This is a genomic window from Klebsiella sp. HC6, from assembly GCF_022605325.1.
GTDB classification, from domain to species: Bacteria; Pseudomonadota; Gammaproteobacteria; order Enterobacterales; family Enterobacteriaceae; genus Klebsiella; species Klebsiella terrigena.
Window position 1 is genome coordinate 4,146,769 of record NZ_CP093276.1, and the last position, 26,190, is coordinate 4,172,958.

Below are 26,190 nucleotides of genomic sequence, written 5' to 3' on the forward strand. Positions count from 1 at the left end.
TCATCATCTGACGCACCATTGCTATACTTTTTTTGATAAACACCTGTAAAATCCCGCCCTGACACCTTCCTTTATGATGAATTTTTAAGCTATGAGCAATGTAACGCACCAGCCGAAGATCGGCTTCGTCTCCCTTGGCTGTCCGAAAAACCTTGTAGACTCAGAACGCATTCTGACCGAACTGCGCACCGAAGGGTATGACGTGGTTCCTACCTACGAGAACGCCGATATGGTTATCGTCAACACCTGCGGCTTTATCGATAGCGCCGTTCAGGAGTCGCTGGAAGCGATTGGCGAAGCTTTAAAAGAAAACGGCAAAGTGATCGTTACCGGCTGCCTGGGCGCAAAAGTCGACCAGATCCGCGAAGTTCACCCGAAAGTGCTGGAGATCACCGGCCCGCACAGCTACGAGCAGGTTCTTGAGCACGTCCACCACTACACGCCGAAGCCGAAGCACAACCCGTTCCTGAGCCTGGTGCCGGAACAGGGCGTTAAGCTAACGCCGCGCCACTACGCTTACCTGAAAATCTCCGAAGGCTGTAACCACCGCTGCACGTTCTGCATCATTCCGTCCATGCGCGGCGATCTGGTGAGCCGTCCAATCGGCGAAGTGCTGTCGGAAGCCAAGCGCCTGGCCGACGCCGGGGTGAAAGAGCTGCTGGTTATCTCTCAGGACACCTCCGCCTACGGCGTTGACGTGAAGCATCGCACCGGTTTCCACAACGGTATGCCGGTGAAAACCAGCATGGTCAGCCTGTGCGAAGAGCTGGCGAAACTGGGTATCTGGGTGCGCCTGCACTACGTTTACCCCTACCCGCACGTTGACGACGTGATCCCGCTGATGGCGGAAGGTAAAATCCTGCCGTATCTCGATATCCCGCTGCAGCACGCCAGCCCGCGGATCCTCAAGATGATGAAACGCCCGGGCTCCGCCGATCGCCAGCTGGCGCGCATCAAGCAGTGGCGCGAAGTCTGCCCTGACCTGACCCTGCGCTCGACCTTTATCGTCGGCTTCCCTGGCGAAACGGAAGAAGATTTCCAGATGCTGCTCGACTTCCTGAAAGAAGCCCGCCTTGACCGCGTCGGCTGCTTTAAATACAGCCCGGTCGATGGCGCAACCGCCAACGAACTGGCGGATCAGGTAGAAGAAGAGGTGAAAGAGGAGCGCTGGAACCGCTTTATGCAGCTGCAGCAGCAGATCTCCGCCGAACGTCTGCAGGAGAAGGTCGGCCGCGAAATCATGGTACTGATCGACGAAGTTGACGAAGAAGGCGCCATTGGCCGCAGCATGGCCGACGCCCCGGAAATCGACGGCGCGGTGTACCTGAACGGCGAAACCAAAGTGAAACCGGGCGACGTGCTGCGGGTCAAAGTCGAGCACGCCGACGAGTACGACCTGTGGGGAAGCCGGGTTTAATCCGCTTCTTACTCCGGCTACGCGTCAGCGCCAGCCGGAGCCTTCCGGAGGCGGCGCGGCGCGCCCTCTCCGGACTCCTTCTCTGCCTATCCCTTTATTTTCGGATCCAGCGCATCGCGCAGGCCGTCCCCCAGCAGGTTAAACGCCAGCACCGTCAGAAAAATAGCGATCGCCGGGAACAGCGCCACGTGCGGCGCCATCACCATATCCGCCCGCGCTTCGTTGAGCATCGCTCCCCACTCCGGGGTCGGCGGCTGCGCGCCGAGGCCGAGGAATGAGAGGCTGGCGGCGGAGATTATCGACACCCCGATGCGCATGGTGAAATAGACCACAATCGACGACACCGTGCCGGGCAGAATATGGCTGAAGAGGATCGTCGCGTCGCTGGCGCCGATGCTGCGCGCCGACTCGATAAAGGTCTGCTGCTTGAGCACCAGCGTATTGCCGCGCACCAGGCGAGCAAACGCCGGAATGGAGAAGATCGCCACCGCGATGATCACATTCGACATCCCGCTCCCCATGACCGCCACCACGGCGATCGCCAGCAGGATCCCCGGGAACGCAAACAGCACGTCGCAGATGCGCATTATTATCCGGTCCCACCAGCCTTCATAGTAGCCGGCCAGCAGCCCGAGCACGGTGCCGATTGCCGCGCCGATCAGCACCGCCAGCACCCCGGCCGCCAGCGAAATCTGCGCCCCGACCAGCACCCGGCTGAAGATATCCCGGCCCAGCGAATCGACGCCGAACCAGTGCAGCGCCGACGGGCCGTCGTTGAGGCGATCGTAGTCAAAGTAGTTTTCCGCATCGAACGGCGCTACCCACGGCGCCACGACGGCTACCGCGATCAGCAGCAGCACAAACACGCCGGCGCCCATCGCCACCGGCTGACGGCGAAAGCGCCGCCAGAACTCGTGCCACGGCGTACGTATCTGACCGGGTTTTATCCCGGGCATGGCGTTAATAACCGCCTGCCTTCTCCAGTTGAGCAATCGCACCTTACTTGTACCTGATAGCCGGGTTAATGGCGGCGTACAGCACGTCCACCACTAAATTGATAAGAATAAATTCCAGCGAAAACAGCAGGACTTCCGCCTGAATCACCGGATAGTCGCGCATCTCGACCGAATCCACCAGCAGCCGGCCAAGCCCCGGCCAGTTGAAGACTTTCTCCACCACGATCGAGCCGCCGAGCAGAAAGCCAAACTGCAGCCCCATCATCGTCACCACCGGAATCATCGCATTGCGCAGGCCGTGCTTAAGCACCACCAGCGTCTCGCTGACTCCTTTCGCCCGCGCGGTACGCATATAGTCTTCGTGCAGCACATCGACGAAAGAGGCGCGGGTGAAGCGCGCCATCACCGCGGCTACCGCCGCCCCGAGGGTCACGGAGGGCAGAATATAGTGCCGCCAGCTATCGGCACCCACCGTCGGCAGCCAGCCAAGTTCGACGGAGAAGACCTGCATCAGCAGCATCCCGAGGGCAAACGCCGGAAAGGAGATCCCGGTCACCGCCAGCGCCATCCCCAGCCTGTCCGGCCAGCGGTTGCGCCACACCGCGGCGGCAATCCCCGCCGCCATACCAAACACCACCGCCCAGCTCATGCTGGCCAGCGTCAGCCACAGCGTCGGCATAAAGCGGCTGGCGATCTCGCTACTCACCGGGCGTCGCGAGGCCATCGAGATGCCAAAATCGCCCTGCAGCACGCTGGTGATATAGTGCCAGAACTGGACGTGCAGCGGCCGATCGAGCCCCAGCTGCTCGCGCACCATCGCGACAACCTGCGCATCGGCTTCCGGTCCGGCAATCAGCCGCGCCGGGTCGCCGGGCAGCATATGCACAAACAGAAAAACCAGCACCGCCACGATCAGCAGGGTGGGAATCAGCCCCAGCAGGCGTTTAAGCACATAATTTAGCATCGCCCCTCCTCACCCGCCCCCTCTGCGCGAACGGCAGAGGGAGCAAGGCCCGGCACCCTCTCTCCGGGAGAGAGGGTTGGGATAAAGGTAACCACCGTCACTGGGCTAAATCCGCCTGCTCAAAGCTGAATCCGGTATCCGGCTGGATATAAAAACCGCTCAGGTTCTTACTGTGTGCGGAGACCAGTTTTTCCACCACCAGCGGCACCCACGGCGACTCTTTCCAGATAATCTCCTGGGCCTGCTTGTAGAGCCGCGTTTTTTCCTGCGCATCGGTCGTCTTCAGGGCGTCGGTGAGGTCTTTATCCACCTGCGGATTGCCGTAGAAGGCGGTATTAAACAGGGTTGGCGGCCAGTTTTGCGAGGCGAACAGCGGCGACAGCGCCCAGTCGGCTTCACCGGTCGAGGCCGACCAGCCGGTGTAGAACATGCGCACCCCGCTCTCTTTCTGTCCTTTACCTTCCACTTCCGCCGCGCGCTGGCCGGCATCCATCGCCGTCAGCTGTGCCTTAATGCCCACCTGCGCCAGCTGCTGCTGGGTAAACTGCAGCACCTTCTGGGCGGTGCTGTGGTTATGCGATGACCACAGTGTGGTGCTGAATCCGTTAGGGAAACCGGCCTCTTTGAGCAGCTCGCGGGCCTTAGCCGGATCGTACGGCCAGGGTTTAAAGGTCTCGGCATAGGCGATGGACGGCGGCACGACGCCGGTCGCCGGGGTGGCGTACCCGGCGAAGGCAACCTTCACCAGCGCCTGGCGGTTGATGGCGTAGTTAATCGCCTCGCGCACCTTCGGATTATCAAACGGCTTCTGCGTGACGTTCATGCTGATATAACGCTGCATGATCGACGGGCTGGCAACCAGCTCCAGCTTGTCGTTTTTCGCCAGCAGCGGCGCCTGCTCGTAGGGGATCGGGAAGGCAAACTGCGCTTCGCCGGTTTGCAGCATCGCGGCGCGGGTGTTGTTATCCACCACCGGACGCCAGGTAATAGAGTCCAGTTTCGGCAGGCCCGGCTGCCAGTAGCCGGCAAACTTCGTCACCTTCACAAAATCGGTCTGGTTCCAGGTATCGAGCTGATACGGCCCGGTACCGACGGGATGGAAGCCAATCTCTTTACCATATTTTTTCAGCGCCGCCGGAGAGATCATCGCCGTAGCCGGGTGGGCCAGGACGTTGATAAACGCCGAGAAAGGCTGCTTAAGGGTGATTTTCACCGTCGCCGGGTCAACCGCTTCGGTGCTGGCGATATTTTTGTACAGGTTATAGCGCTTGAGATGGTTTTCCGGATTGCTGGCGCGGTCGAGGTTGGCCTTCACCGCCTCGGCGTTAAAGTCGGTGCCGTCCTGGAACTTGACGCCCGGGTGCAGCTTAATGGTGTAGACCAGGCCGTCGGGCGAAACGGTATAGCTCTGCGCAAGAACGTTTTCCAGCTTCATCTCTTTATCAAGGCCGAACAGCCCCTGATAGAACGATTTGGCCACGGCCTGGGATAAGGTGTCGTTGGCATCATAGGGGTCGAGGGTCGTGAAGTTAGAGCCGACCGCCACCACCACATCTTTTGCGGCCAGCGCCGGCGCCGTCGCCAGCGCCGAAGCGACGCCCAGCGCCAGCAACCATTTGCGTGATACGCGTTGTGTCATGTTGTTCTCCTGAAATGCTGCGTTATTGGTGTCGTTGTTATCTGCCCAGCACGTCGGCAGCAGGTTCCCTGGCAACGAAATGCCCGGGTCCTACCTCTTGTAGCGGCGCGCTGGCTACCTCTTCCCCTCGCTTATAGATGTTGCCCGGCAGCTCGTCTGAAAGCAGTACGCGCTGCGGATGACGATGCGCCGGGTCGGCCACCGGTACGGCGGCCATCAGCTTGCGGGTATAGGGATGCTGCGGGTTTTCAAATACGGCGCGGCGCGGGCCAATCTCAACGATCCGCCCGCGATACATCACCGCAACGCGATGGCTGATGCGCTCAACCACCGCCATATCGTGGGAAATAAACAAAAAGGCGATGCCCATTTCACGCTGTAAATCGAGCATCAGGTTAATAATCTGCGCGCGAATAGAGACGTCGAGCGCCGAAACCGACTCATCGGCAATCACCACTTTGGGATTCAGCGCCAGCGCCCGCGCAATGCATACGCGCTGGCGCTGGCCGCCGGAAAACTCGTGCGGATAGCGCCAGGCGTGCTCCGGCTGCAGGCCGACGCGTTCAAGCAGCCAGGCCACGCGCTGACGGGCCGCCTCGCCTGCCAGCAGGCCGTGTACGCGCAGCGGCTCCATGATCGAGTAGCCCACCGTTTGCCGCGGATCGAGCGAGGCGTACGGGTCCTGGAAAATAAACTGTATATCGCGGCGCAGCGCCTGCAGCTTACCGCTTGCCAGGGTATCGATACGCTCGCCGTTAAACACGATAGTCCCGCTCTCGGTCGCCACCAGCCGCAGCAGCGCCCGACCGGTGGTGGATTTACCGCAGCCGGACTCGCCGACCAGCGCCAGGGTTTCCCCCGGCCAGAGGTCAAAGCTGACTTTTTCAACCGCATGCACCTCGCGGGTCACCCGGTTCAAAATGCCGCTGCGCAGCGGGAAGCGCGCCACCAGGTCGCGCACCTGCAGAATCGGCTCGCCGGCGACAACGGTATCCTGTTCGCCGTCATCGGACGCACTCTGGTTGAGCAGCGGGAAGCGGCGCGGCAGGTCGCTGCCGCGCATCGAGCCTAAGCGCGGAACGGCTGCCAGCAGCGCCTGGGTGTAAGGATGCGCAGGCGCGCGGAAAATATCCTCCACCGTTCCGCTCTCCACAGCTTCGCCGCGGTACATCACCAGCACGCGGTCGGCAATATCGGCCACCACGCCCATATCGTGAGTAATAAAAATAACCCCCATCTCCATCTCTTTTTGCAGCACGGCAATCAGCTGGAGGATCTGCGCCTGGATGGTGACATCCAGCGCGGTGGTAGGCTCGTCGGCAATCAGCACCGCCGGACGGCAGGAGAGCGCCATGGCGATCATCACCCGCTGGCGCATCCCGCCGGAGAGCTGATGCGGATAGCGCGACAGCATCGCTTCAGCCTCCGGTATCCGCACCTGGTCGAGCATTTTCTTCGCTTCGCGCAGGGCCTCGTCATGGCCCAGATTTTGGTGCAGGCGAATGGACTCGGCGATCTGTTCCCCGATGGTAAATACCGGATTCAGCGAGGTCATCGGCTCCTGGAAAATCATCGCGATATCCGCCCCGCGCACGTGGCGCATTGCCGAAGCGGACTGTTCGCTCAGCGCAATGACCTGACGATTGCGCCGGCGCAGCCACAGCGCGTCGCTGCTGACCTGGCTGGCGGCGTCATCGAGCAGGCGCATCAGCGCCAGCGCGGTGACCGACTTCCCCGAACCCGACTCGCCCACGATGGCTAACGTTTCGCCGCGCCGCAGGTTGAACGAAAGATGCCGCACCGCAGAAAAGGTCTGCTGCTCCTGGCTGAACGCCACGTTCAGATCGCGCACCAGCAGCACATCATTGGCGTCGATTTCTTGACTATGCGGCAACGTCCCTACCCCCTTATTCCCGATAAATTCCAATAGTGGGCGTATCGCCCGCGTAGCACCAGGCCCGATACATACCTTCGCTGTTAAACGGCAGCACCACGTTACCTTCTCTGTCGATGGCAATCAGGCCGCCGCTGCCGCCGAGGGCCGGCAGCTTCTCCATCACCACCCGCTCGCAGGCCTCATGCAGGCTCAGGTTCGCGTACTCCATCAGGGCGGCGATATCGTAGGCCGCCAGGGTGCGGATAAACACCTCGCCGGTGCCGGTACAGGAGACCGCCACGCTGGCGTTATTGGCGTAGCAGCCGGCGCCGGGCAGCGGGCTATCGCCAACGCGTCCAGGAAGCTTGTTGGTCATCCCGCCGGTGGAGGTCGCGGCGGCGAGGTTGCCGGCAATATCCAGCGCCACCGCGCCGACGGTGCCCATTTTATGCCGCTCGTCCAGCGGCGCGGCGCCGTGGTCGAGGAGTATCTCATCGTCCGCCTGCGCCTGCTGAAGCTGCAGGCGGCGCTCGGTCGTCGAGAAGAGATCGTTTTCCACCCGCGCCATCCCGTGAGAGGTAGCGAACGCCTCCGCCCCTTCGCCAATCAGCAGCACGTGCGGGCTCTCCTCCAGCACCAGCCGCGCCGCCAGGATCGGGTTGCGCAGATGCTTAACGCCGGCAACCGCCCCGGCGTGCAGGCTGTTGCCGTCCATTACGCAGGCGTCGAGCTCATGGGTGGCGTCCCGGGTAAATACCGACCCGATGCCGGCGTTAAACAGCGGACACTCCTCCAGCTGGCGCACCGCCTCGGTTACCGTATCCAGCGCGCTGGCGCCCGCCGCCAGCATTTTCTGCCCGCTATCGACAATCGCCGACAGCGCCGCCACGAACTGCCGCTCGCGCTCCGGCGTCAGCTGCGAGCGGCTAATTGCCCCCGCGCCGCCGTGAATTGCTATCACCGCCTTGCTCATTCCGCTATTCCTTCCTGCTGCGCCGATCCGCCGTGGGTTGCGCTATTGATTCACGCCGCATCAGGTCTCTGCCCTCGCAAAGCGAGCTTAAATAATAAAGTGTATAGATATCATTATCGTGCTGACTGTCCTATACAATTTTTGAATATAGAAAGAGCGGACGGTGATGTAAAGCCTGTACCCAGGTGGCATATAGCCGCCCGCACTTTTCTGCCATAATAGGCGTTTTCGATGTTTGCCCGCAGGAGAAACCCATGGATTTTACCGCCGGACTGATGCCTCTCGACACAGCCCTGACCCAGATGCTCAACCGTATTACGCCGCTGAATGCGGTGGAAACCGTGCCGCTGTTGCAGGCCTTTTCGCGCGTCACCGCCCATGATCTCGTTTCGCCGCTGGACGTCCCCGGGTTTGATAACTCGGCCATGGACGGCTACGCCGTACGCCTTGCCGATCTTGCCGACGGCGCGGCGCTGCCGATCGCCGGGAAAGCGTTCGCCGGCCAGCCGTTCCACGATGCCTGGCCCGCAGGCACCTGCATTCGCATTATGACCGGTGCGCCGGTGCCGCAGGGCTGCGATGCGGTGATGATGCAGGAAGAGACCGAGCAAACCGCCGACGGCGTTCGCTTCATCGCCGCGGTAAAACCCGGCCAGAATATTCGTCGGCGCGGGGAAGATATCGCTCACGGCGCGGTGGTATTCCCGGCAGGTACGCCGCTGACCGTCGCGGAGCTGCCGGTGCTGGCGTCGTTGGGCATCGCCGACGTCGAGGTGGTGCGCAAAGTTCGCGTGGCGGTCTTCTCTACCGGCGACGAGCTGCAGCTGCCGGGCCAGCCGCTTGGCGACGGGCAAATCTACGATACCAACCGCCTGGCGGTGCACCTGATGCTCCAGCAGCTGGGCTGCGAGGTGATCAACCTCGGCATTATTGCCGACGACCCGGCAAAACTGCGGGCGGCGTTTATCGCCGCCGACCAGCAGGCCGACGTGGTGATTAGCTCGGGCGGCGTCTCGGTCGGCGAAGCGGATTACACCAAAGAGATCCTCGAAGAGCTCGGCGAAATCGGCTTCTGGAAGCTGGCGATCAAGCCCGGTAAACCTTTTGCTTTCGGCAAGCTCAGCAACAGCTGGTTCTGCGGCCTGCCGGGCAATCCGGTTTCCGCCACCCTCACCTTCTATCAGCTGGTGCTGCCGCTGCTGGCAAAACTGAGCGGCAGCGCGGCCAGCGCGCAGCCAATGCGCCTGCGCGTGCGGGCGGCGACGCGACTGAAAAAGTCTCCGGGGCGCCTCGACTTCCAGCGCGGCGTGCTGCAGCGTAACCCGGACGGCGAGCTGGTGGTGACGTCCACCGGCCATCAGGGTTCGCACATCTTCAGCTCCTTCAGCCAGGGTAACTGCTTTATCGTGCTGGAGCGCGAGCGCGGTCACGTGGAAGCGGGCGAGTGGGTCGAAGTCGAACCCTTTAACCACCTCCTCGGAGGGCTGTAATGGACGTTGAGCTGAGCGATGAGGAGATGCTGCGCTACAACCGGCAGATAATCCTGCGCAATTTCGATTTTGACGGTCAGGAGCGGCTGAAGGGCGCCCGGGTGCTGGTGGTCGGCCTCGGCGGTCTGGGCTGCGCTGCCGCCCAGTATCTGGCGGCGGCCGGCGTCGGCGCGCTTACCCTGCTCGATTTCGATAGCGTCTCGCTCTCCAATCTACAGCGCCAGACGCTGCACAGCGATGCCGCTATTGGTTTGCCGAAGGTGGACTCCGCCCGCGACTCGCTGGCGCGAATCAACCCTCACGTGCGGCTCACCCCGCTTAATGCGCTGCTCGACCAGCCGGCGCTGGCGGCGCAGATCGCCGCCCACGACCTGGTGCTCGACTGTACCGATAACGTGGCGATACGCAATCAGCTCAACGCCGGCTGTTTTCAGCATAAAACGCCGCTGGTCTCCGGCGCCGCGATCCGCATGGAGGGGCAAATCAGCGTCTTTATGTATCAGGATAACGAGCCCTGCTATCGCTGCCTGAGCCGGCTGTTCGGCGAGAACGCCCTCACCTGCGTTGAGGCCGGGGTGATGGCGCCGCTGGTCGGCGTCATTGGCTCCCTGCAGGCGATGGAGGCCATTAAAGTCTTAACTCAGTACGGCACGCCTGCCGCAGGCAGGCTGGTCATGTACGATGCCATGACCTGCCAGTTCCGCGAAATGAAGCTAATGCGCGACCCGCAGTGCGAGGTTTGCGCCAGCCGCTAGCCCTTCTCCGGCGGCGGCCGTCGCCGGAAAATTTGTGACCGACCGCGACTTTCCCCTCTTCGCCGCAGCGGCCCGCCCCGCTTGTTGATTTGCATCAATGCAACTTTCATTCGAAAGTAATTTAATCTTCATATGCAAAACAGAGGGGGTCTCATGATTTTCAACATTCAGCGCTACTCAACCCATGACGGCCCAGGGATCCGCACCGTCGTATTCCTCAAAGGCTGCTCGCTGGGCTGCCGCTGGTGTCAGAACCCGGAAAGCCGCTCCCGCACCGCGGATCTGCTGTATGACCCCCGCCTGTGCCTTGCCGGCTGCAATCTGTGCCAGCAGGCGGCGCCGGATGCAATAACCCGCAGCCTCGACGGCCTGATTATCCACCGCCAGAAGCTCACCGCCGAAGGCTATGAGTCGCTGCGCGACTGCTGCCCGACCACCGCCCTCAGCGTATGCGGCGAAGAAAAAGAGGTGGCGCAGATTATGGCCACGGTGCTGCGCGATAAGCCTTTTTACGATCGCAGCGGCGGCGGGGTCACCCTTTCCGGCGGCGAACCGTTTATGAATCCCGAGCTGGCGCAGCAGCTGCTGCAGGCCAGCCGCGCGGCGGGAATTCACACCGCGGTCGAAACCTGCCTGCACGTGCCGTGGAAATACGTTGAGCCCTCGCTGCCCTGGGTTGACCTGTTCCTCGCCGACCTCAAGCACGTCAACGAAGCCATTTTCAAAGAGTGGACCGACGGCAGCGCCGGTCGGGTGCTCGATAACCTGCAGCGCGTGGCGCAGGCGGGGAAAAAAATCATCATCCGCGTCCCGCTGATTCAGGGCTTTAACGCCGATGAGGCGACGATCGCCGCGATTACCGACTTTGCCGCCGACCGCCTGCGGGTTGGCGAGATCCACTTCCTGCCGTACCACACGCTGGGAATGAACAAATATCAGCTACTCAGTCAGCCCTATACCGCTCCGGACAAACCCCTTGCTGCCCCCGAGCTGCTCGCCTTCGCGCAGACCTACGCTCAGAGCAAAGGTTTAACGGCTACTCTACGAGGATAAAATGATGACCACTCTGAAACTGGATACGCTAAGCGCCCGCATTCAGGCGCATAAAACCGCGCTGGTACATATCGTTAAGCCGCCGGTATGCACCGAGCGCGCCCGTCACTATACCGCCGCCTGTCAGCAGCATCTGGATAAGCCGGTCCCGGTACGCCGCGCGCTGGCGCTGGCTCACCATCTGGCAGAGCGCACCATCTGGATCAAACACGACGAGCTGATCGTCGGCAACCAGGCCAGCGAAGTGCGCGCGGCGCCCATCTTCCCGGAGTACACCGTCAGCTGGATTGAAAAGGAGATTGACGATCTCGCCGATCGCCCAGGCGCCGGCTTTGCGGTCAGCGAAGAGAATAAGCGCATCCTGCATGACATCTGCCCGTGGTGGCGCGGTCAGACCGTGCAGGACCGCTGCTACGGGATGTTCACCGACGAGCAAAAAGCGCTGCTCGCCACCGGGATTATTAAGGCGGAAGGCAACATGACTTCCGGCGATGCTCACCTCGCGGTGAACTATCCGCTGCTGCTGGAAAAAGGCCTCGACGGCATGCGCGCTAAGGTCGCCGAACGCCGCTCGCGTATTAACCTGACCGTGCTGGAAGATCTGCACGGCGAGCAGTTCCTGAAGGCCATTGATATCGTGCTGGAGGCGGTCAGCGATCACAGCCGACGCTTTGCCGAACTGGCGCGCACCATGGCGGCGGAAGAAACCCGCGCCTCCCGCCGCGACGAGCTGCTGACTATCGCCGAAGGCTGCGAAATCATCGCCCACGAACCGCCGAAAACCTTCTGGCAGGCGCTGCAGCTGTGCTACTTCATTCAGTTGATCCTGCAGATTGAATCCAACGGCCACTCGGTCTCCTTCGGCCGTATGGACCAGTACCTGTACCCGTACTACCGTCGCGACGTTGAGCTCCAGCAGTCGCTGGACCGCGAGCACGCCATCGAGCTGCTGCACAGCTGCTGGCTGAAGCTGCTGGAAGTGAACAAGATCCGCTCCGGCTCGCACTCCAAAGCCTCCGCGGGCAGCCCGCTGTATCAGAACGTCACCATCGGCGGCCAGACCCTGCACAACGGCCAGCCGCAGGATGCGGTAAACCCGCTCTCGTACGCGATCCTCGAATCCTGCGGGCGCCTGCGCTCGACCCAGCCTAACCTCAGCGTGCGCTACCACGCCGGGATGAGCAACGACTTCCTCGACGCCTGCGTGCAGGTCATTCGCTGCGGCTTCGGCATGCCGGCGTTCAATAACGATGAGATAGTGATCCCGGAGTTTATCAAGCTCGGGATTGAGCCGCAGGACGCCTACGACTACGCGGCGATCGGCTGCATCGAAACCGCCGTGGGCGGCAAATGGGGCTATCGCTGCACCGGGATGAGCTTTATCAACTTCGCCCGCGTGATGCTGGCCACGCTGGAAGGCGGCCGCGATGCCACCAGCGGTCAAATCTTCCTCCCGCAGGAGCACGCGCTATCGAAAGGCAACTTCGGCAGCTTCGAACAGGTGCTGGCCGACTGGGATACGCAGATCCGCTACTACACGCGCAAGTCGATCGAAATTGAGTACGTCGTCGATACCATGCTGGAGGAGAACGTGCACGATATTCTCTGCTCCGCGCTGGTGGATGACTGCATCGAGCGGGCGAAAAGCATCAAGCAGGGCGGCGCGAAGTATGACTGGGTTTCCGGTCTGCAGGTCGGGATCGCCAACCTCGGCAACAGCCTGGCGGCGGTGAAAAAGCTGGTCTTTGACCAGGGCGCCATTGGTCAGCAGCAGCTGGCGGAAGCCCTCGCGGAGGACTTCGAAGGGCTGACCCACGAGCAGCTGCGCCAGCGCCTGATTAACGGCGCGCCGAAGTACGGCAACGATGACGATAGCGTCGATACCCTGCTCGCCCGCGCCTACCAGACCTATATCGACGAGCTGAAGAATTATCATAACCCGCGCTACGGCCGCGGCCCGATTGGCGGCAACTACTACGCCGGGACCTCGTCGATTTCCGCCAACGTGCCGTTTGGCGCCCAGACGATGGCCACCCCGGACGGACGTAAAGCCCACTCTCCGCTGGCCGAAGGCGCGAGTCCGGCTTCCGGCACCGACCACCTCGGGCCAACCGCGGTCATCAACTCGGTCGGTAAGCTGCCCACCGGGGCGATTCTCGGCGGCGTGCTGCTGAATCAGAAGCTCAACCCGGCAACGCTTGAGAACGAGTCCGATAAGCAGAAGCTGATGGTGCTGCTGCGGACCTTCTTCGAGGTGCACAAAGGCTGGCATATCCAGTACAACATCGTCTCGCGCGAAACGCTGCTGGACGCGAAGAAACACCCTGACCAGTATCGTGATTTAGTGGTTCGCGTCGCCGGCTACTCGGCGTTCTTTACCGCCCTGTCGCCGGATGCCCAGGACGATATTATCGCCCGCACCGAGCATACGCTGTAGAGCGGACCCCGCATCACACAACACCCGGCTGGCGCGATGCCCGGCCGGGCTACCCGCTTCCCCAGCGGGTTTGGCCGATAGGTTTTGAGCGGCAGTAAGCCGCAGAAGCCGGCGGATAAACTTTCATTCGAAATAAATTTGTGCTTTAGGTCACATTGTAATTAGAATGTTACTGGTCGCAGTTAAGCCAGGAGCACAGGTATGACCGTTAAAGTTATCGTCACTGATATGGACGGAACTTTTCTCAATGACGCCAAGCAGTATGACCGCTCGCGTTTTCTCGCGCAGTTCGCGCAGCTCAGGCAGCAGGGTATTGAATTCGTTGTCGCCAGCGGCAATCAGTACTACCAGCTGATCTCCTTTTTCCCGGAAATTCGCGAGCAGATTTCCTTCGTCGCCGAGAATGGCGCGCTGGTCTACGAGCACGGCCGGCAGCTGTTTCACGGCGAGCTGACCCGCCATGAGTCGCAGATTGTGATCGGCGAGCTGCTCAAAGACCCGCAGCTCAACTTCGTCGCCTGCGGCCTTGAAAGCGCCTACGTCAGCGACCGCGCGCCCGACAGCTTCGTCGCGCTGATGTCAAAGCACTACCACCGTCTGCAGCGCATCGCGAACTACCATGATATCGACGACACGCTGTTTAAGTTCTCGCTTAACCTGCCGGACAGCGATATCCCGCAGCTTATTGATAAGCTGCACGTCTCGCTGGACGGCATCATGAAGCCGGTGACCAGCGGCTTTGGCTTCGTCGATTTAATTATCCCCGGCCTGCATAAGGCCAACGGCATCAGCCGCCTGCTGAAACGCTGGCAGATCTCGCCCCAGGAGTGCGTGGCGATTGGCGACAGCGGCAACGACGCCGAAATGCTTAAGCTGGTGAAGTACTCTTTCGCCATGGCCAACGCCGCCGATAGCATCAAGGCCATCTCCCGCTTTGCCACCGATGATAATAACCACCACGGCGCGCTGAATGTGATTCAGGCCGTGCTGGACCACGCCGCCCCCTTCAACGAATAGCCTGCCGCCGGGGCCCCCTGCCCCGGATTTTTCCATTTTGTGCACCTCATCCAATTTTTAAACTTGCATTAACTTAAATTTAACTTAAATTAACGTTTGTAATATTTAATACTTTCGAATGAAAGAAAAGTGAGGCCATCATGACGGTTATCCATACCAGCGAAACGCTCCCCGCCGACCACAAAGCGGCGATTCGACAAATAAAACAGGATCTGCGCGCGCAAATTGGCGACGTGCAGGCCGTGTTCGATCGGCTGACGGCGCGAATTAGCGCGCGCCTCGACGAAATTGACGCCGTTAAGGCCCGCGGGGAAGAGGTCTGGCCGATAGTCCCGTTCAGCGATATTGCGCAGGGCAAAGTGAGCGATGCCCAGCGCGAGGCCATCAGGCGCCGCGGCTGCGCGGTGATCAGAGGCCACTTCTCCCGCGAGCGGGCGCTGGCGTGGGACAACTCGATGCTGGAATACCTCGACCTCAACCGCTTCGACGACGTCTACAAAGGACCGGGTGATACCTTCTTCGGCTCCCTCGACGCCTCGCGTCCGGAGATCTACCCGATTTACTGGTCGCAGGCGCAGATGCAGGCGCGGCAGAGCGACGAAATGGCCGCGGTGCAGTCGTTCCTTAACCGCCTGTGGACCTTCAGCCATGACGGCAAGCAGTGGTTCGACCCGGACGTCAGCGTTATCTATCCTGACCGCATCCGCCGCCGCCCGCCGGGCACCACCTCGAAGGGGCTGGGAGCGCACACCGATTCAGGCGCCCTCGAGCGCTGGCTGCTGCCCGCCTATCAGCAGGTGTTCGCCAACGTCTTTAACGGCAATATCGACGCTTACGATCCGTGGGATGCGGCGCACCGCACCGAGGTGGAAGAGTACACCGTCGACAACACCACCAAATGCTCGGTATTCCGCACCTTCCAGGGCTGGACGGCGCTCTCCGATATGATCCCGGACCAGGGCCTGCTGCACGTGGTGCCGATTCCGGAGGCGATGGCCTACGTTCTGCTGCGTCCGCTGCTCGACGACGTCCCTGACGACGAGCTGTGCGGCGTGGCGCCGGGTAAAGTGCTGCCGATTTCCGAGAAATGGCACCCGCTGCTGATTAAAGCGCTGAGCGCGATCCCGGCCATCAGCGCCGGCGATTCGGTATGGTGGCACTGCGACGTGATCCACTCGGTGGCGCCGGTCGAAAACCAGCAGGGCTGGGGCAACGTGATGTATATCCCCGCCGCGCCGCTGTGCGAGAAGAATCTCGCCTACGCGCACAAGGTTAAAATCGCGCTGGAGAAAGGCGCGTCGCCGGGTGATTTTCCGCGTGAAGACTACGAAGCCGACTGGCAGGCGCGCTTTACCCTCGACGATCTCAACGTCCACGGCAAACGCGCGCTGGGCATCGAGGTTTAATCGTCGTACAGCCCCTGTTGCTCAACGGCGGTACGGCGGCTGCCGGGCCGTATCCGCCGTACCGAATCCCGCACCGCCAGCGTGCCGTTTAGCAGCAGCGAGCCGCTCGGGGCCTGGGGGCGGATCAGCCGCTGCTGCAGAAGCTGCACCGCCTCCGTGCCGAGCTCATCGCGCGGGACGTGAACGGCGGTAAGCGGCACATCCTGGATGGCGGCGAGGTTAAACCCGTCGATGCTCATGACCGAGATGTCCTGAGGCACCCGCAGGCCGCGCTTTTGCAGCGCATTCACCGCCCCCACCGCCATATAGTCTCCGCCGACCAGAAAAGCCGTCGGCAGCGGCTTCCCGGCCTGAGCGTCAAGCCACTCCCCCACCTGCTCTTCCGTCTCCCTGGCGCTAAAGTTCGCCACGCCGATCAGATCCCGCCCGTCGGTGAAGCGCAGGTTGCGCGCGCGCCAGGCCTCCTTGATGCCCACCAGCCGCAGCTCCATGGTGTAGCGGCGCAGGCACATCACGTTCATGACCGCCCGATGCCCCATCTCAAACAGATAGCGCGCGGCAAACTGGCCGATCAGCCGGTGATCCGGGGCGATCGACGACAGGCGCATGCCCTCATCCCGGCAGTTGATCAGCACGCAGGGTTTGGCAAAATCGGCGGCCAGATCGTGAATATGCGGATCGTCAATGCCCAGCAGAATAGCCGCCTCGGTCTCCGCCTCGTTCATGCGGGCCAAAAACAGGTTGGCATCGCTGTCGTTCTCTTCCAGCGCGCAGGTCCGCAGGCGGACCTCATGCGGCGCCAGCGCATTATTAATGCTCTGAATCACGCGGTAGTAATAGATATCGGAGCGCTCATCAAACGCCCGGGAAGGGGCGAAAACCACCAGGCTGTTCAGCAGCATGCGCCCGGCGGCGAGCCCCTCCATCACCCCCATTTCGCGGGCGCACTGCAGGACCCGCTGACGCGCCTTTTCGCTGGTGTTCGCTTTACCCGCCAGCACCCGGGAAACGGTACTCGCCGACATCCCCGTGCGGGCCGCGATTTCGGCAATTCTCAGCTTTTTATCCATTTTGTGATCCAGCTCCATCTTACAAATGAAAGAATTTTCATGGCACCAAAAAGCAGTTTATCAAGCCAGATTCGCTATCTGTCGTGAGCATCTCCCCATCTCATGAAAAAACTTGCATAAATAAGGCTATTGGCCGCTCATTTTCTATCTTAACCTGAATTGGTCCGATAACTTCCATACTAGTTATACGGAAAGACAAATAAATAAAACAATAATATTCATAGCGTTAATAAAACAGGTATGACAACTCAGGGATTGAGCATCGGTCATTTCCCCCTACAAAGTTCTTGTGGAGAGTTCTATGAGCCAAGGCCTCAACAACGATATGGCGGTCAGCAAATCTCGCCGCGTGGTCAAAAACCTGCGCTGGTGGATGCTGACCCTGTTTCTGCTCGGCGTCACCGTTAACTACATTACCCGCAACTCCTTAGGCATTATTGCCCCCGAGCTGAAGACAACGCTGGGCATCACCACCGAGCAGTACTCATGGATCGTCGGCGCTTTTCAGCTGGCCTACACCCTCTTCCAGCCTCTCTGCGGCTGGCTGATTGACGTGATTGGCCTGAAGCTCGGCTTTATGATCTGCGCCACCCTGTGGGCCGTCGCTTGTATCGCCCACGCCGGTGCCGGCAGCTGGCTGCATCTGGCGATCCTGCGTTTTTTCATGGGCGGAGCAGAAGCCGCCGCCACCCCGGCCAACGCAAAAACCATCGGCGAATGGTTTCCAAAATCTGAACGCCCGATAGCCGCCGGCTGGGCCGGCGTCGGTTTCTCCATCGGCGCGATGCTGGCGCCGCCGATCATCTATTTTGCTCACGCCTCTTTCGGCTGGCAGGGCGCGTTTATGTTCACCGGGGTGCTGGCGCTGCTGTGGGTGATCCTGTGGTGGGCGTTTTACCACAATCCGGAAAAGCATCCGAATCTGGGCAAGTCGGAGCTGGAGTTCATTCGCCAGGACAACGAGCCGCCGGCGGTAAAGCTGCCGTTCTTTACCGCGCTGAAAACCGTGTCGAAAAATAAGCGCTTCTACGGTATTGCCATCCCGGCCTTTATGGCGGAGCCGGCCTGGGCGGTCCTGAGCTTTTGGGTGCCGCTGTACCTCGCCAAAGAGCACGGCATGGATCTCAAGCAAATAGCCATGTTCGCCTGGCTGCCGTTCCTCGCCGCCGATCTCGGCAGCGTGGTGAGCGGCTATCTGACCAAACTCTATACCCGCTGGTTCGGCTGTTCACGGGTTAACTCGGTGGTGGCAAGCTCGCTGACCGGCGCGTTCCTGATGATTTCGCTGGCCCTCGTCGCCATTACCCGCGACCCCTACGTCACCATCGTCCTGATCTCTATCGGCGGCTTCGGCCACCAGATTATCTCCTGCATGCTGAGCGCACTGGTGGTGGAGTCGTTCGATAAGGGCCAGATGGCGACCGTCAACGGCATGCGCGGCTCCGCCGCCTGGATCGCCAGCTTCCTGTTCTCCTTATTAATCGGGGTGACCGCCGACAAGATTGGCTTCAACCCGCTATTCGTCGCCATGGGCTTCTTTGACCTGATTGGCGCGGTTTTCCTTGTGGCTTTTATTGCTGAACGTCGCGCCAAACGCGCCTGAGAGTGGATGTAAAAATGAAAACGTTGAAACACTGGAAATTACAACAGCAGCTGGCCCACCACGTCGAGCTGACGGTCGACGGACAGCACACCCTGTGCCTGTACGTACTGGAAGAAAACCTGTTCCGCGTCCTGCTTAAGCGCAGAGGGGAGCTGGCGCTGGACCGCACCTGGAGCATCGCTCCGCAGCAGGACGTTCCCTGGGAGGGACGCAGCCGCGACGACGTCAGCGGCTTTACCCTTCCCGCCTGGAGCCTGGAGCAGCAGCACGAGACCCTGACGGTTGCCACCGAACGGCTGCGCGTCACCGTCCACCAGCCGCTGTGGCTGGAGTGGAGCTACCGCGACGATGCCGGAGAATGGCAGCCGCTGGTCAACGACCGTCCGACCAGCGCCTATCTGGTCAACGCCCACGGCGACGGCGTCGCGCACTACCAGAGCCGACGTCAAGATGAACGCTTCTACGGTCTGGGCGAAAAGGCGGGCAACCTGCAGCGCAACGGGAATCGCTACGAGATGCGCAACCTGGATGCGATGGGCTATAACGCCGTCAGCACCGATCCGCTGTATAAGCACATCCCCTTCACCATCGCCCAGCGCAGCGATATCAGCTACGGCCTGTTCTACGATAACCTCAGCAGCTGCTGGCTGGATCTGGGCAACGAAATCGACAACTACCACACCGCCTATCGCCGCTGGCAGGCCGAAGCGGGCGATATTGATTACTACATGTTTACCGGCAAACGCGTGCTGGACGTCACTAAAGCCTTTGTCCGCCTGACCGGGAAAACGCTGTTCGGGCCAAAGTGGAGCCTGGGCTACAGCGGCTCGACGATGCACTACACCGACGCGCCGGATGCGCAAAACCAGCTGATGAACTTTATCCGCCTCTGCGAAGAGCACGCCATTCCGTGCGACTCGTTCCAGCTCTCCTCCGGCTATACCTCGATCGGCGGTAAGCGCTACGTCTTTAACTGGAATTACGACAAGGTTCCGCAGCCAAAGGTGATGAGCCAGCGCTTCCACGACGCGGGCATCAAGCTGGCGGCCAACATCAAGCCCTGCCTGCTGCAGGATCACCCGCGCTATAGCGAGGTGGCGGAGCGCGGGCTGTTTATTCAGGACTCCGAAAGCGAATCCCCGGAGCGCTCCAGCTTCTGGGATGACGAAGGGTCGCACCTCGACTTCACCAACCCACAAACCGTCGCCTGGTGGCAGGAGGGGGTCACCGCTCAGCTGCTGGAGATGGGGATTGATTCGACGTGGAACGACAATAACGAATTTGAAGTCTGGGACGGCGAGGCGCGCTGCCACGGTTTTGGCCAGGAGATTGCCATCAAGCATATCCGTCCGGTGATGCCGCTGCTGATGATGCGCGCGTCGCTGGAGGCCCAGCAGCGCTTTGCCCCGGAGAAACGCCCGTACCTGATCTCGCGCTCCGGTTGCGCCGGGATGCAGCGCTACGTGCAAACCTGGAGCGGCGATAACCGCACCAATTGGGATACCCTGCGCTACAACACCCGCATGGGGCTGGGGATGAGCCTCTCCGGCCTCTATAACGTCGGTCACGACGTCGGCGGTTTCTCCGGCGATAAGCCGGATGCCGAACTGTTCGTGCGCTGGGTGCAGAACGGGGTGATGCATCCGCGCTTCACGATCCACTCCTGGAACGACGATCGCACGGTTAACGAGGCGTGGATGTATCCGGCGGTCCTGCCGGCGATTCGCGGCGCGATTGAGCTGCGCTATCGCCTGCTGCCCTACCTCTACACCCTGCTGTGGCAGGCGCACGCTGACGATGAGCCGATGCTGCGCCCGACCTTCCTCGATCACCAGCATGACCCGCAGACCTTCGAGGAGTGCGACGACTTCCTGCTCGGCCGCGATCTCCTCGTCGCCAGCGTCGTGGAGCCCGGCCAGCGCCAGCGCCCGACGTGGCTGCCGGAAAACGAGTCCGGCTGGTACGACTTTTATAGCGGGGAGTGGTTCGCCGGCGGCCAGTGGATAACGCTCGATGCGCCGCTGGAGAAACTGCCGCTGATGGCGCGCGCCGGGGCGGGCCTGCCGCTCAGCGAGAGGATCGTCCACGTTGACGCCAAAAAAGACGATAGCCGCGAGCTGAAGCTGTTTCCGCTCAAGGGCGCGGGCTCGACGAGCGGCCTGATCTTTGAAGATGACGGCGAGAGCTGGGGCTATCGCGACGGCGACGCGCTGTGGCTGGGGTGGGAGATGACCTGCAGCGCCAGCGCCATCAACCTGCAGGTAAACGCGCGCGGCCGCTACCGCCCGGCGTGGAAGGCGCTGAAGATAACGCTCCCCGCCGGTGAAAAGCGCCGGCTGTCGGTGAATGGTAAAGACGCCGGCGAGTGGCTGCTGGACTAAGGGCAATAAAAAACCCCGGTCGCGCGAGGCTGACCGGGGCTTCTGTTTCACTCCCGGTAGCGCCGGGGCGGCGGACGGTTAGCCGTCGATGCCTTTGCTGCGCAGATAATCTTCGTAATTACCGCTAAAGTCGACGACGCGCTCCGGCGTAATTTCAATCACGCGGGTGGCCAGCGAGCTAACGAACTCGCGGTCGTGGGAGACGAAAATCAGGGTGCCCTGATACATCTCCAGCGCCATGTTCAGCGATTCGATAGATTCCATATCCAGGTGGTTGGTCGGTTCGTCCATCACCAGAATGTTGGGTTTCTGCATCATCAGCTTACCGAACAGCATGCGGCCCTTTTCGCCACCTGAGAGCACTTTTGCCGGCTTTTTGATATCGTCCTGGCTGAACAGCAGGCGGCCGAGGAAGCTGCGCACAACCTGCTCATCGTCACCATCCTGCTTCCACTGGCTCATCCAGTCGAACACGCTCAGATCGTTATCGAAGTCTTCGGCGTGATCCTGCGCGTAGTAGCCAATCTGCGCATTCTCAGACCATTTAACGCTACCGTTATCCGGCGTCAGTTCACCCACCAGGGTTTTCAGCATGGTGGTTTTACCCACGCCGTTGGCACCCAGAATGGCAATCTTCTCGCCCACTTCCAGCAGCAGATTGAATTTTTTAAACAGCGGGCCGTTATCAAAACCTTTCGCCAGCTCTTCAACAGCCAGCGCGTTACGGAACAGCTTCTTGTCCTGCTCGAAGCGGATGAACGGGTTCTGACGGCTGGAGGCCTTCACTTCATCGAGCTTGATTTTATCAATCTGACGGGCGCGAGAAGTCGCCTGACGTGATTTAGAGGCGTTGGCGCTAAAGCGGCTGACGAAGGATTGCAGGTCGGCAATCTGCGCCTTTTTCTTGGCGTTATCAGACAGCAGACGCTCGCGGGCCTGGGTGGCCGCGGTCATGTATTCGTCGTAGTTACCGGCGTAGACGCGCAGTTCACCGTAGTCGAGATCCGCCATGTGGGTACACACCATGTTAAGGAAATGACGGTCGTGCGAAATGATGATCATGGTGCTATCGCGCTCGTTGAGCGTCTGCTCCAGCCAGCGAATGGTGTCGATGTCGAGGTTGTTCGTCGGTTCATCGAGCAGCAGGATATCCGGGTTAGAGAACAGCGCCTGGGCTAACAGTACGCGCAGCTTCCAGCCGGGAGCGACTTCGCTCATCGGGCCATAATGCTGTTCAACCGGGATGCCGACGCCGAGCAGCAGCTCACCGGCGCGGGCTTCAGCGGAGTAGCCGTCCATCTCGCCGTAGGTCACTTCCAGATCCGCCACCTTATAGCCGTCGGCTTCGCTCATTTCCGCCAGAGAATAGATGCGATCGCGCTCCTGCTTCACTTCCCACAGCTCGCCGTGGCCCATGATGACCGTATCCAGCACGGTGAACTCTTCGAACGCGAACTGGTCCTGACGCAGCTTACCGATACGCTCGTTCGGATCGAGGGACACGTTGCCCAGCGTTGGCTCCAGATCGTTGCCGAGGATCTTCATAAAGGTAGATTTACCGCTACCGTTGGCGCCAATCAGGCCGTAACGGTTGCCGCCGCCAAATTTGACGGAGATGTTTTCGAACAGCGGCTTACTGCCAAACTGCATGGTGACGTTGCTGGATACTAGCACGGGGTTATCCTGAAAAAAGAGAATGAGAAGTGTGACACATCGGACATTATGCCAGCAAAACCATCTCTTTTCACGGTCTGCGGTGAATTCCCTTACCGCTGGCGCCGCGTTCGGCGCCTTTTGCCCCCCGCCGGCGGCGTCCGGCAGGCCTCAGCGGCGGCCCGGCGGCCCCAGGCATGCCGTGCGATCGCCCCTGCGACGGCGCGGCTTCGCCGGTTAAAGGACGACACTTGAAACAAGCGGCAAAAAAGTGTGATTTCGTACACATCTCATTTCCCTGTTGGCGGGAATGCACATATAATGCGCTCCCATCTACTCCCTGAAAAATCTAACAAAGGCCTGTGTGGCTTTAACATCGCACACGACATGATGAATATGAAATTATCGACACTCCTTGCGGCAGCCTTCGCCATCGTGGGCTTTTGCAACACAGCATCCGCTGTAACCTATCCTCTGCCGACCGACGGTAGCCGACTGATTGGCCAGAACCAGGTTGTCACGGTTCCGGACGACAACAAGCAGCCGCTGGAATACTTCGCCGCCAAATACCAGATGGGTCTCTCCAACATGCTGGAAGCGAACCCGGGCGTCGATACCTACCTGCCGAAAGGCGGTACCGTGCTGAATATCCCGCAGCAGCTGATTCTGCCGGACACCGTGCATGAAGGTATCGTGATCAACAGCGCGGAAATGCGTCTTTACTACTACCCGAAAGGCACCAACACCGTGATCGTGCTGCCGATTGGTATCGGCCAGCTGGGCAAAGATACGCCGATCAACTGGGTGACCAAGGTTGAGCGTAAGAAAGCCGGCCCGACCTGGACGCCGACGGCGAAAATGCACGCCGAATACGTCGCAGCCGGTAACCCGCTGCCGGCCGTAGTACCGGCCGGTCCTGACAACCCGATGGGCCTGTACGCGCTCTATATCGGTCGTCTGTACGCGATCCACGGCACCAACGCCAACTTCGGTATCGGCCTGCGCGTCAGCCACGGCTGCGTGCGTCTGCGCAACGACGATATCAAATTCCTGTTTGAGAACGTGCCGGTCGGCACCCGCGTCGAATTTATCGATGAGCCGGTGAAAGCCACCAGCGAGCCGGACGGCAGCCGCTATGTTGAAGTCCACAACCCGCTGTCGACCACTGAAGCCCAGTTCCAGGGCGGTGAGATCGTCCCGATTACGCTGAACAAATCCGTCCAGGCCGTTACCGGCCAGTCCGACGTCGATCAGAGCGTGGTTGAGCAGGCGGTGCAGAACCGTTCCGGTATGCCGGTTCGTCTGAACTGATCCTGAGCGCCATGCACAAAAAAGGGCGAGGTGAAAACCTCGCCCTTTTCTTTTTGCCTGACGTCAGCCGTTGTTCACGATAACGATGCCGCCGTGATCGTAGCGGTAGTGACAGTGGGCATACTCCAGCGGCGTACCGTCCTCCAGGTAGATAACCTGCTCAACTTCCAGCACCGGATCGCCGGCTTCGCACACCAGGTGCTGCTGTTCGAGCTCGCCGGGCTTAATGGCGCGTACCACGCGGTACGACCCCATTATCTTCAGCCCAAGCGTCTCAACATACTGGAATACGGAGCTTTCGAGGTGGCTTTTATTCAGACCGGGTACCAGATTCACCGGCATCACCGTGGCGTCCAGCGACATCGGCTCGTCGTTGAGCAGCCGCAGGCGCACGAAGTCATAAACCGGCGAATCGGCATTAATCAGCAGCGAAGTCTGCTCCTTCTCGCTGGGAAAACGCAGCTCGAAGCGCACCACCTTGCTGCTAACCGCCCCCAGATGGGCCCAGGTTTTGGTGGCGCCAAAATAGTCGCTTCCCGGAAGATCCCACTGCGAAAGCTGAAGAAAGTTTTTACGCACGAAGGTGCCCTGCCCCTTGCGGGTATAAATCAATCCTTCAACAATAAGCTGGCGCATCGCCTGCTGGATGGTCATCCTGCTGGTGTTAAACTCCGCCGCCAGCGCAAACTGGTCGGGTAATGGCATGCTGGCGGGGTACTGCTGGCTGATAATCCGCTTTTTAATCTCCCGCGCGATCAAAAGATACTTCGCCGCCATCGTCCTTCCTTATTATTCATTTATCCCATTGTTTTTTAAGGCCACTCTCTCAGATATTTTGAGAAATGGCAGGTAGAAGAATACACCAAAGATGATGATTATCAACTGCACCACCACCGCCCGCCAGTCCCCCGCCGTTGCCAGCCAGGCGCTGAGTACCGGCGGCGTGGTCCACGGGATCATCACCACGCAGCGCGACATCAGCCCGAGCGTGGTACACACCCAGGCGAAAAAGATGCCGATGGCGGGCAGCAGCACGAACGGGATCATCAGCGGCACGTTGAAAACGATCGGCAGACCGAAAATCACCGGTTCGTTGATATTGAACAGCCCCGGGGTAATAGCCAGGCGCGCCACCTGCTTCGAGGCCTGCTGACGCGAGAAGAGAAAGATGGCGATCAGCAGAGAGATGGTGCTGCCGGTGCCGCCCACCATGCCGAAGGTCGGCACGAAAATATTGTTAATAATATGCGGAATCGGCTGGCCGCTGGCGTAGGCCAGCATATTCTCATTGGTATTAATCAGCAGGAACGGTTCCAGTACCACGCTATTCACAACCGATTGATGAATACCCAGCGTAAACAGGAAGTTGCCGAAGCTGTAGATAAAAATAGTTCCCGGCAGGCTGGTATTAATCAAGCGCAGCGGCTGCTGGATAAGCGTGGTGATCAGATGGATAAGATCGGTGTGCAGCAGGTTATTCAGCAGTGCCGCCAGCGCCGCAAACAGCGACAGCGTAAGAATGGCCGGGATGAGCGATGAAAACGATTGGCCCACCGCCGGCGGCACGTTCTCGCCAAGGTTGATGGTCAGGCGCTTGATCCCGGCGATGCGCATAAAGAGTTCCGTCGCCACCAGGCCGATGAGCACGCCGGCGAAAATGCCGGTAGAGCCGATATTGGCGAAGGTCAGTACCGACGTCAGGCTGACCGTCGTCTTCCCGCCAACCGGCACCAGATCCACCTGCATCGGCATCATAATAATAAAGCTGCAAATAGCGATGACGACGGTCGAAACCGGGTTAGCGAAGTTTTTGTTACGCGCCAGCGACCACGCGATCATCGGCGCAATCAGCAGCGCGGCGATATTCAACGTCCCGTTGATAATCGCATCGCCCCATACCTTAAAGCGCACCAGCGTCTCGCCCTCCAGGATCCAGGGAAACACCACGTTGTTCACCAGTACCGCCAGCCCTGCCAGAATGAAAATCGGCATCACCCCGGCAAACGCATCGCGCAGCGAACGCAGGTGTACCTGGTTGGCGATACGCGCGGAAAACTCAACAAAGCGATCGGTCAAAGACTGCATACTGGACGTTGTATTATCAGACATTTTGCAGAATCCTCTTCATCACTTACCCGTATTCCCCGTCAGGCTTCAGGTTGCAGGCAGCGCGCCCGCAGCCTGAAATC

19 protein-coding genes are annotated in these 26,190 nt (G+C 60.4%); 10 read left to right on the forward strand and 9 right to left on the reverse strand.

Annotated elements, in window-relative coordinates; genetic code table 11:
* The first annotated feature begins 91 nt into the window (after window positions 1–91).
* The gene (rimO, locus tag MMW58_RS20175) at window positions 92–1,417 is read left to right on the forward strand and encodes a 30S ribosomal protein S12 methylthiotransferase RimO (RefSeq protein WP_133596995.1); all 1,326 of its coding nucleotides are present in this window, start codon (window positions 92–94) and stop codon (window positions 1,415–1,417) included.
* 86 nt (window positions 1,418–1,503) lie between these two features.
* On the opposite strand, the gene gsiD is transcribed toward rimO, so the two are convergent.
* From gsiD to iaaA, 5 genes are all read right to left on the reverse strand, one after another.
* On the reverse strand, window positions 1,504–2,415 hold the full coding sequence (gene gsiD / locus MMW58_RS20180) for a glutathione ABC transporter permease GsiD (RefSeq protein WP_045854591.1): 912 nt from the start codon (window positions 2,413–2,415) through the stop codon (window positions 1,504–1,506).
* A gap of 1 nt (window position 2,416) precedes the next feature.
* Complete coding sequence (gsiC, locus tag MMW58_RS20185; RefSeq protein ID WP_041144732.1) at window positions 2,417–3,337, reverse strand: glutathione ABC transporter permease GsiC; 921 nt, start codon at window positions 3,335–3,337, stop codon at window positions 2,417–2,419.
* A gap of 97 nt (window positions 3,338–3,434) precedes the next feature.
* A complete protein-coding gene (gene gsiB / locus MMW58_RS20190; protein ID WP_133596993.1) occupies window positions 3,435–4,976 on the reverse strand; it encodes a glutathione ABC transporter substrate-binding protein GsiB in 1,542 nt (513 codons plus the stop codon).
* A 37-nt stretch (window positions 4,977–5,013) separates the two neighbouring features.
* Window positions 5,014–6,870, reverse strand: coding sequence for a glutathione ABC transporter ATP-binding protein GsiA (gene gsiA, locus MMW58_RS20195; RefSeq protein WP_241721976.1), 1,857 nt, complete (start codon window positions 6,868–6,870; stop codon window positions 5,014–5,016).
* Between the two features lie 13 nt (window positions 6,871–6,883).
* Window positions 6,884–7,825, reverse strand: a complete 942-nt coding sequence (iaaA, locus tag MMW58_RS20200; RefSeq protein ID WP_241721977.1) for a beta-aspartyl-peptidase — start codon at window positions 7,823–7,825, stop codon at window positions 6,884–6,886.
* Window positions 7,826–8,079: 254 nt separating this feature from the next.
* Here iaaA and moeA point away from each other — a divergent pair, with 254 nt between their 5' ends.
* From moeA to MMW58_RS20230, 6 genes are all read left to right on the forward strand, one after another.
* Window positions 8,080–9,315 carry a molybdopterin molybdotransferase MoeA gene (moeA, locus tag MMW58_RS20205; protein WP_241721978.1) on the forward strand — a complete coding sequence of 412 codons (1,236 nt, stop codon included), beginning with the start codon at window positions 8,080–8,082 and terminating at the stop codon, window positions 9,313–9,315.
* Window positions 9,315–10,070, forward strand: coding sequence for a molybdopterin-synthase adenylyltransferase MoeB (gene moeB, locus MMW58_RS20210; RefSeq protein WP_241721979.1), 756 nt, complete (start codon window positions 9,315–9,317; stop codon window positions 10,068–10,070). Before moeA ends, moeB begins: the two co-directional genes overlap by 1 nt.
* Before the next feature lie 153 nt (window positions 10,071–10,223).
* Window positions 10,224–11,123: a glycyl-radical enzyme activating protein gene (locus MMW58_RS20215; RefSeq protein ID WP_133596983.1), complete on the forward strand. Its 900-nt coding sequence runs from the start codon at window positions 10,224–10,226 to the stop codon at window positions 11,121–11,123.
* 4 nt (window positions 11,124–11,127) lie between these two features.
* Window positions 11,128–13,560: a formate C-acetyltransferase/glycerol dehydratase family glycyl radical enzyme gene (locus MMW58_RS20220; protein ID WP_241723761.1), complete on the forward strand. Its 2,433-nt coding sequence runs from the start codon at window positions 11,128–11,130 to the stop codon at window positions 13,558–13,560.
* Window positions 13,561–13,761: 201 nt separating this feature from the next.
* Window positions 13,762–14,577: a Cof-type HAD-IIB family hydrolase gene (locus MMW58_RS20225; RefSeq protein WP_241721980.1), complete on the forward strand. Its 816-nt coding sequence runs from the start codon at window positions 13,762–13,764 to the stop codon at window positions 14,575–14,577.
* A 140-nt stretch (window positions 14,578–14,717) separates the two neighbouring features.
* Window positions 14,718–15,983, forward strand: coding sequence for a DUF1479 domain-containing protein (locus MMW58_RS20230; protein ID WP_133596977.1), 1,266 nt, complete (start codon window positions 14,718–14,720; stop codon window positions 15,981–15,983).
* On the opposite strand, the gene MMW58_RS20235 is transcribed toward MMW58_RS20230, so the two are convergent.
* Window positions 15,980–17,053, reverse strand: a complete 1,074-nt coding sequence (locus MMW58_RS20235) for a LacI family DNA-binding transcriptional regulator (protein ID WP_041144723.1) — start codon at window positions 17,051–17,053, stop codon at window positions 15,980–15,982. The genes MMW58_RS20230 and MMW58_RS20235 overlap by 4 nt on opposite strands.
* Window positions 17,054–17,354: 301 nt before the next feature.
* On the opposite strand from MMW58_RS20235, the gene MMW58_RS20240 reads away from it, so the two are divergent.
* Both MMW58_RS20240 and MMW58_RS20245 read left to right on the forward strand, forming a co-directional pair.
* Window positions 17,355–18,656: an MFS transporter gene (locus MMW58_RS20240; protein WP_123707126.1), complete on the forward strand. Its 1,302-nt coding sequence runs from the start codon at window positions 17,355–17,357 to the stop codon at window positions 18,654–18,656.
* Between the two features lie 14 nt (window positions 18,657–18,670).
* Complete coding sequence (locus MMW58_RS20245) at window positions 18,671–21,037, forward strand: glycoside hydrolase family 31 protein (RefSeq protein ID WP_241721981.1); 2,367 nt, start codon at window positions 18,671–18,673, stop codon at window positions 21,035–21,037.
* 78 nt (window positions 21,038–21,115) lie between these two features.
* Here MMW58_RS20245 and MMW58_RS20250 read toward each other — a convergent pair whose 3' ends face one another.
* Complete coding sequence (locus MMW58_RS20250; protein ID WP_159237228.1) at window positions 21,116–22,711, reverse strand: ABC-F family ATPase; 1,596 nt, start codon at window positions 22,709–22,711, stop codon at window positions 21,116–21,118.
* A gap of 369 nt (window positions 22,712–23,080) precedes the next feature.
* Between MMW58_RS20250 and ldtB the strand changes: the two genes are divergently transcribed.
* Complete coding sequence (gene ldtB / locus MMW58_RS20255; RefSeq protein ID WP_115193996.1) at window positions 23,081–24,001, forward strand: L,D-transpeptidase; 921 nt, start codon at window positions 23,081–23,083, stop codon at window positions 23,999–24,001.
* A gap of 63 nt (window positions 24,002–24,064) precedes the next feature.
* Here the strand turns inward: ldtB and MMW58_RS20260 are convergent, their stop codons facing one another.
* Complete coding sequence (locus MMW58_RS20260; protein ID WP_076945013.1) at window positions 24,065–24,778, reverse strand: GntR family transcriptional regulator; 714 nt, start codon at window positions 24,776–24,778, stop codon at window positions 24,065–24,067.
* Window positions 24,779–24,790: 12 nt separating this feature from the next.
* A complete protein-coding gene (locus MMW58_RS20265; RefSeq protein ID WP_241721982.1) occupies window positions 24,791–26,110 on the reverse strand; it encodes a PTS sugar transporter subunit IIC in 1,320 nt (439 codons plus the stop codon).
* Window positions 26,111–26,190: the final 80 nt, after the last annotated feature.